Genomic DNA, 5917 nt, shown 5'->3' on the forward strand with positions numbered 1-5917 from the left:
GGGCGATGCCGGCCTCGTTGTCGTGTGCGCTCGCGGCCAGGACCACCACGCCGATGATCAGGCCCATGACGTCCACGGCGAGCCCGCGCTTGCGGCCGGGCGTCTTCTTGTTCGCATCCAGTCCCGTCGTCTTCTTCGGCACCCCGGCCGCCACGCGGACGGACTGGGTGTCGATGATCACCAGGGACGGGTCCTCTAATCGTCTGGACCGCTCCCGCACCTGGCAGCGCAGAATCTCCTGGATCCGCTGGTCGAGGCCGTCCTCGCGCCACAGCGTGAAGTAGTAGAACACCGCCGACCAGGCCGGGAGATCGTGCGGCAGGAGCCGCCACTGACAGCCCGTCCGGTTCTGGTAGAAGATCGCGTTCACGACCTCCCGGAGATCACAGGTCCCGGGGTCCCCGGTCGCCGACCGCGCCACCCGCTCCTGCTTCCACCCGGTGACCAGCGGTTCGATCAACGCCCACTGCTCGTCGGTCAAGTCGGTTGCGTACGGCATCCGTTCCATGCCAGCCACCCCATCATGCACACGACATGACACGGGGGCGGAACCGTCCCATCACCCACGAACGGGCGACACCAGATCATCTGGAACGGGACTTAACGCCCTCTCACCAGCGGCCGTTCCTTCACGCGACGTTGCTCGACACCTCGAAGCGTGAAGAACGGCCGTCCTGCTGTCCCGGGAACGAACCAAGATCAGCGGGTCAGGTGAACCGCCGAGGTTAAACATCAAGGTCAGTGACCCGGGGTGGTGTGGGCCCTGGTCGGGATGGTGACGGCCGGTGTGGTGCCGCTGACACCGGTTGCCGATACGGCACTGACGTGTTTGATGAATCGCCAGGTCAATGGGGTGCCGATCGGTATCACGGCTCGGTGTTTGTGCTGGTCAGCGCCGGTAGGCGGAGCGGGCTCGCTCCCACATCCCGTGCAGCTGCTCGGCAGGACGCTGCTGTTCGCCGTGCAGAGCGTTGAGCACGACCAGGCATCCGGTCAGCGCCGGTACCGCCCACTGGGCCCAAGCCAGCTGACGCCGCGCCTGGTCGAGGTCGACGGGGTGCCGGGCCGTCTTCTCGCGCTCCTCAGGATCCTGGGAGGAGGCCAGTTCGATCTTCTTGCCGAGGACGCGGGCGTAGGCGGTGGCGGCCAGGGCCGCGGCGGTGACGACGGTCTTGGCCATGGTGGAGGCGGCCACGCCCTGCTGCGTGGCGACCCGGTGGGCGTTTACGGCCAGCAACCCACCCCCGCCGAACAGGTGCGCGCCGATGGCGGCGGCGTTGACCGGTGCCCACTTCGCCCAGCCCGACGAAGCGATGCGTGCCCTGGTCTCGTCGGTTCCGCCTTCGTCTTCGGCCGCGCCGTTGAGGCCGGTCGCGCCCATGAGTGAGCCGCCGAACCAGGCTGCCAGGCCCAGATCGTGCAGGCTGCGGATCCAGGTATTGCGTCCGGACATGACGGTGCTCCTTCGGAGGACGACAGAGGGGGCCGGCCGACTGCAACGTCGATCACCACTCCACCCTCGCCGGATCTTGGTCTGCCCGCCATCAGGGCTGACCCGGACGTGCGGTCTGCCGGAGACGGTCCGCAGTCGCGGTCCAGCTTCTGGAAGGCGCCGCCGGCTGTTCCGACGGCACTGTCACGTTGACTGACCGGGCGGGATGATCTTCGGGTTGGGCGTGCTGGGAGGGGTCGTTCGTGGACAGCGCGCCGCCGTCGTACCAGGGGCACCGGTACCCGGTGGAGATCATCGCGCACTGCGTGTGGCTGTACTTCCGCTTCCCGCTCAGCTTCCGCGAGGTCGAGGAGCTGATGCTCGAGCGCGGTGTGCGCCTCTCCTATGAGACGGTCCGCCGCTGGTGCGCGAAGTTCGGGCAGAGCTACGCCAACGGCCTGCACCGGAGGCGGCCCCGGCCCGGGGACAAGTGGCACTTGGACGAGGTCTTCGTGAAGGTCAACGGGGAGCAGCAGTACCTGTGGCGGGCCGTCGACCAGGACGGCAACGTGCTCGACATCCTCCTGCAGAGCCGCCGGGACAAGGCCGCCGCCAGACGCTTCTTCCGCCGCCTGATGCAGAAGACCCGGGCGGTGCCGCGAGTGATCGTCACCGACAAGCTCCGTTCCTACGGCGCGGCCCACCGCGAGGTCATGCCCTGTGTCGAGCACCGCTCGCATAAGGGCCTGAACAACCGCGCCGAGAACAGTCATCAGCCCACCCGGCAGCGCGAACGCGCCATGAAAGGCTTCCGCTCCGTCGGCGGAGCCCAGCGGTTCCTGGCCGCGTTCAGCGGCATCTCACTCCACTTCCGACCCCGCCGCCACCTGATGACCGCCACCGACTACCGCACCGAGATGACCACCCGCTTCGCCATCTGGGACCAGGTCACCGGCGTCGCCGGCCTGCCTGCCGCGGCCTGAGCACGGAGCCGGAACCCGGCCCCACCACCCCTGACACACCATCAGGCACTCACACACTCAACAACGTGACAGCGCCCTACACCCAGCCGCGCGACACCCGGAAGTGGGACGAGGAGGACCGGCGCCGCCTGGGCGGGATGTGATCCGCCACCCGATGATCTTGGGTGTAGGGCGGTGGCCTCGGGATACTTGCCTCCCATGAGGCTTCTGGCGGGATTGCGCGACGCTGACCGGTCGTTGACCAAGCAGGCGGCCTCCCGCATCCCGCCCGGCGTCGGCAAGGTTCTCTCTGCGGTGGAGGAGACCGCCGAGAGCACGAAGCTGTGGTGCGGCGCCGCCGCCGCGATGGCGTGGCTGGGCGGGTGGCGCGGCCGCAAGGCGGCGGCCTCCGGCCTGACCGCCCTGGCCGTGGCGCAGCTGATCTCGAACGGCCTGTGCAAGCAACTGGCCGACCGGCCCCGGCCACCGAAGCAGTGGTTCCCCCACGACGAGGCCGACGACCGCCCCGACTCCTCCTCCTTTCCCTCCGGACACACCGCCGCCGCGGTGGCCTTCACCGCCGCCATCGCACCCACATGGCCGGCCGCCGGCGCAGCGTGCGCCCTGCCCGCCGCCATGGTGGCGCTCGAGCGGGTGCAAAGCGGCGCCCACTACCCCAGCGACGTAGCCACCGGCGCCGCCATCGGCCTGGCCAGCGCCTGGCTCACCCACCGCGCCCCGCGCCTGATCCTGCGCCACCGGCCTTTAAGCTGAGGGGAGCGGTCGCATCTCCACGATCCGCAGACCGAGCATCGGAAGCGGGCCAGCAGGCCGAACAGGTGCGCCTCGTCGATGACGTCGCCGTAGAACACCGCATGTTTGCCGATTACCACAGCCTCCAACTCGGGGAACGCTTCTGCGACGGCCTCCGGGACGCAGCTGGCGACACGGAATTCGTATCCGCGTGCCGCGCTTCCGCCGGGCATAGCCTCACGCTGAGCCGGGCCGCAACGGACATCACCCGCAACGGGTGGGTTGCCGTTCCGGACGGTTCGCGACTCCTTACCCGTTTGGCTGGGCTGCCGCGGCTCCGAACGCTTCCGCGGTTCCGCCTTCGACGTGCTGCAACGAGGGGGTGTCGACAAAGCTGTAGGGCGGCAGCGGGCCGTTGACCCGCAGCTCGAGGTACGGATGTTCCTGGCGGAATTCGTCGACCGCGGCCAGGAATTGCTCCGCTGAACCGCGGCCCACCAGGAAGGAGAGGTTGGCCAGCCAGCCGGTGCTCTGCGGCCCGGCGCTGACCGCCTCGGCCATCGGCTCCAGCGCCTGCTGAAGCAGCTCCGCGTCAGTCGCCTCGCGTGCCTGGACGGCGGCGGCGATCATCTCCCCGAGCCGGATCTTCTGCTCCTGCGTGCCGCCGCCGGTCTCGCGGTTCGCTTCCGCCAGGGACCGGATGTCGTCATGGTCCGCCATGACCAGGCGGAGCACGGCCTCTTCGTCGTGGTTGGCCTTGATGTTGTACTCCGCTGTGCCATCCAGTGCCCGCAGCCGCTCGAGGAAGTGCTCCGCACGCTCGGCGAGCACCCAGGTCACCGTGTCGTCGTCCGGAGAGGCGCTGCCGAACCGCATCGGCAGGACCACGCCACCCGCTCCGGCTTCGTCCAGTACACGCTGGTGGGCGAGGAGATCACGGCGCTTGGGCCGCAGCTGATCGGGGGCGTCACTGACGATCGCGGCCAGCTCGCCCTGGCGCAGCACACGTACCGGCCGCGGGGGGTCTCCGACGCCGTCCATGTCCTGGCGGAGGGGGGAGTGTGAGGCGCGGATGATCCCGTAGACGTAGGTGCTCATCTCTCATTCCCCTCACCCGCGCGCGGCCCGGTCGCCCTGACGCTCCCGGCCCTCGTCACGTGCCTGCTGGAAGGCCTCGGCGATCGTCTCCGCGGCGCCGGACAGGGCGCCCTTGGTCTTGCCGCGGGCGCCGGACTGCGTGAGCTCCGTGAGCCCGGCCGGCTTGTGCGGCCCCGCTTCCAGGTCGAGGCGGTTGCACGCCTCGGCGAAGCGGAGGTAGGTGTCGACGCTGGCGACGACGATCCGTACGTCGATTTTGAGTATCTCGACACCGAGAAGGGAGACCCGCACGTACGCGTCGATCACCAGCCCGCGGTCGAGAATGAGTTCCAGTACGTCGTAGAGGCCGCTGGAACCGCCTCCGCCGCCCTGCTGTGTCGCGACGGTCATCGCGACCAACCCCTTGTTCGTCTGCCTCTGCGCGGTCCCGTCGACGCTGTCCCTCGCTGCGACGCAGGCTTCCGGGGTCGAGTAGCCGCCGCCTGCGACCAAACGCACGTACGAGCGGGTCAAACCCCGCAGCACCGCGTCCCTGCGATCAGACCACACCGCCCGCCCTGAGCTCGTCCCCTCGGGGTACTCGCGGGCCCATCGGATGGTCGGGCGCATGACGCAGTCCGGCCTGCGGAACTCAGAGGGACGGGAGGTGACCGCCGTGTCGAGTACGCAGCCGCACCATGCTGGCCCGAGTGCGGACCGCTTGGGCCAGGAGCCGGTGGGCGAGCTGGTGCAGCGGGCCTCGCAGCAGCTGACCGAGCTGGTGCGCGGCGAACTGCGCCTGGCGCAGGCGGAGATGAAGAAGAAGGGCAAGCACTACGGCAAGGGTGGCGGCCTGTTCGGCGGCGCCGGCGTGGTCGGCTTCCTGATGGCGCAGGCGCTGGTCGCCACCGTGATCGCCGCCCTGGCGGTGGCGCTGCCGGTGTGGGCAGCTGGGCTGATCGTCACAGCGGTGCTGGGTGTGATCGCCGCGGTGATGGCCATGAGTGGAAAGAAGCAGGTCGACCAGGCAGCGCCGCCCACGCCCGAGCAGACGGTCGAGAACGTGAAGGCCGACGTGGCCGAGATCAAGGAGAGCGCACACCGATGACCCAGCCGCCTCACGACGAACCCACCGCCTCCAGCCCTGAGGAACTGCGCGAGCAGGTTGAGCAGACCCGGACCGAGCTTGGAGAGACGGTCGAGGCGCTCGCAGCGAAGACCGACGTCAAGGCGCGCGCCCAGGAGAAGGCCGCCGAGGTCAAGGAGCAGGCTGCAGCGAAGGCCGGCGAGCTGAAGGAGTAAGTCGCCCTCAAGGCCGGGGAACTGAAAGCGAAGGCCGCCGACCTGGCCCACCAGGCGCAGGACCGGTTGCCCGAGCCGGTCAAGGACAAGGCCGCCCAGGCCGCCGGGCAGGCCCGGGCCACGGCCGCCCAGGCCGGTCAGCTGTGGGACGAGAAGGCGCCCGAGCCGGTGCGGGAGAAGACCGCCCAGGGGGCGCAGCTGGCGCGGGACAACCGCAAGGTGCTGCTGGCGGCAGCGGGTGTGGCCGTCGTGGTGTGGCTGGCCCTGCGGGTGCCGATAAATCATCCGGCCAGGTCAGGAGCTTGATCGTCGACGACGGGGCTTCCGTGCTGCCTCCCCGCTCGCGCCCGTGCTGTGCACGTGGACGGCGGTCGGGCGGCATCATGACCTG

Annotated in this window: 7 protein-coding genes and 2 pseudogenes; 4 read left to right on the plus strand and 5 right to left on the minus strand. The window is 69.6% G+C overall.

Features of this window, described 5'->3' with window-relative positions; translation table 11 throughout:
* Together C1I97_RS29500 and C1I97_RS29505 are read right to left on the minus strand one after the other, a co-directional pair.
* Window positions 1-508, minus strand: a 508-nt coding sequence (locus C1I97_RS29500; RefSeq protein WP_111006167.1) for an IS5 family transposase, incomplete at its 3' end; no start/stop codon positions are given.
* A 381-nt stretch (window positions 509-889) separates the two neighbouring features.
* Complete coding sequence (locus tag C1I97_RS29505; RefSeq protein ID WP_111006168.1) at window positions 890-1453, minus strand: hypothetical protein; 564 nt, start codon at window positions 1451-1453, stop codon at window positions 890-892.
* A gap of 242 nt (window positions 1454-1695) precedes the next feature.
* Here C1I97_RS29505 and C1I97_RS29510 point away from each other — a divergent pair, with 242 nt between their 5' ends.
* The gene (locus tag C1I97_RS29510; protein ID WP_111006169.1) at window positions 1696-2415 is read left to right on the plus strand and encodes an IS6 family transposase; all 720 of its coding nucleotides are present in this window, start codon (window positions 1696-1698) and stop codon (window positions 2413-2415) included.
* A 198-nt stretch (window positions 2416-2613) separates the two neighbouring features.
* Complete coding sequence (locus C1I97_RS29515) at window positions 2614-3168, plus strand: phosphatase PAP2 family protein (RefSeq protein ID WP_111006170.1); 555 nt, start codon at window positions 2614-2616, stop codon at window positions 3166-3168.
* Here the strand turns inward: C1I97_RS29515 and C1I97_RS41895 are convergent.
* From C1I97_RS41895 to gvpJ, 3 genes and pseudogenes are all read right to left on the minus strand, one after another.
* Window positions 3160-3380: pseudogene (locus C1I97_RS41895) on the minus strand (hypothetical protein). The gene C1I97_RS29515 and the pseudogene C1I97_RS41895 overlap by 9 nt on opposite strands.
* A gap of 76 nt (window positions 3381-3456) precedes the next feature.
* A complete protein-coding gene (locus C1I97_RS29525; RefSeq protein ID WP_111006171.1) occupies window positions 3457-4245 on the minus strand; it encodes a GvpL/GvpF family gas vesicle protein in 789 nt (262 codons plus the stop codon).
* A gap of 12 nt (window positions 4246-4257) precedes the next feature.
* Window positions 4258-4635 carry a gas vesicle protein GvpJ gene (gvpJ, locus tag C1I97_RS29530; RefSeq protein ID WP_111006173.1) on the minus strand — a complete coding sequence of 126 codons (378 nt, stop codon included), beginning with the start codon at window positions 4633-4635 and terminating at the stop codon, window positions 4258-4260.
* Window positions 4636-4960: 325 nt separating this feature from the next.
* Between gvpJ and C1I97_RS29535 the strand changes: the two genes are divergently transcribed.
* Together C1I97_RS29535 and C1I97_RS29540 are read left to right on the plus strand one after the other, a co-directional pair.
* Window positions 4961-5332, plus strand: a complete 372-nt coding sequence (locus C1I97_RS29535) for a phage holin family protein (RefSeq protein ID WP_111006172.1) — start codon at window positions 4961-4963, stop codon at window positions 5330-5332.
* Window positions 5329-5832, plus strand: a pseudogene (locus C1I97_RS29540) (DUF3618 domain-containing protein). Before C1I97_RS29535 ends, C1I97_RS29540 begins: the two are co-directional and overlap by 4 nt.
* The last annotated feature ends 85 nt before the right edge of the window (window positions 5833-5917 follow it).

It is taken from the genome of Streptomyces sp. NTH33 (assembly GCF_003236365.1).
Taxonomy (GTDB): domain Bacteria; phylum Actinomycetota; class Actinomycetes; order Streptomycetales; family Streptomycetaceae; genus Streptomyces.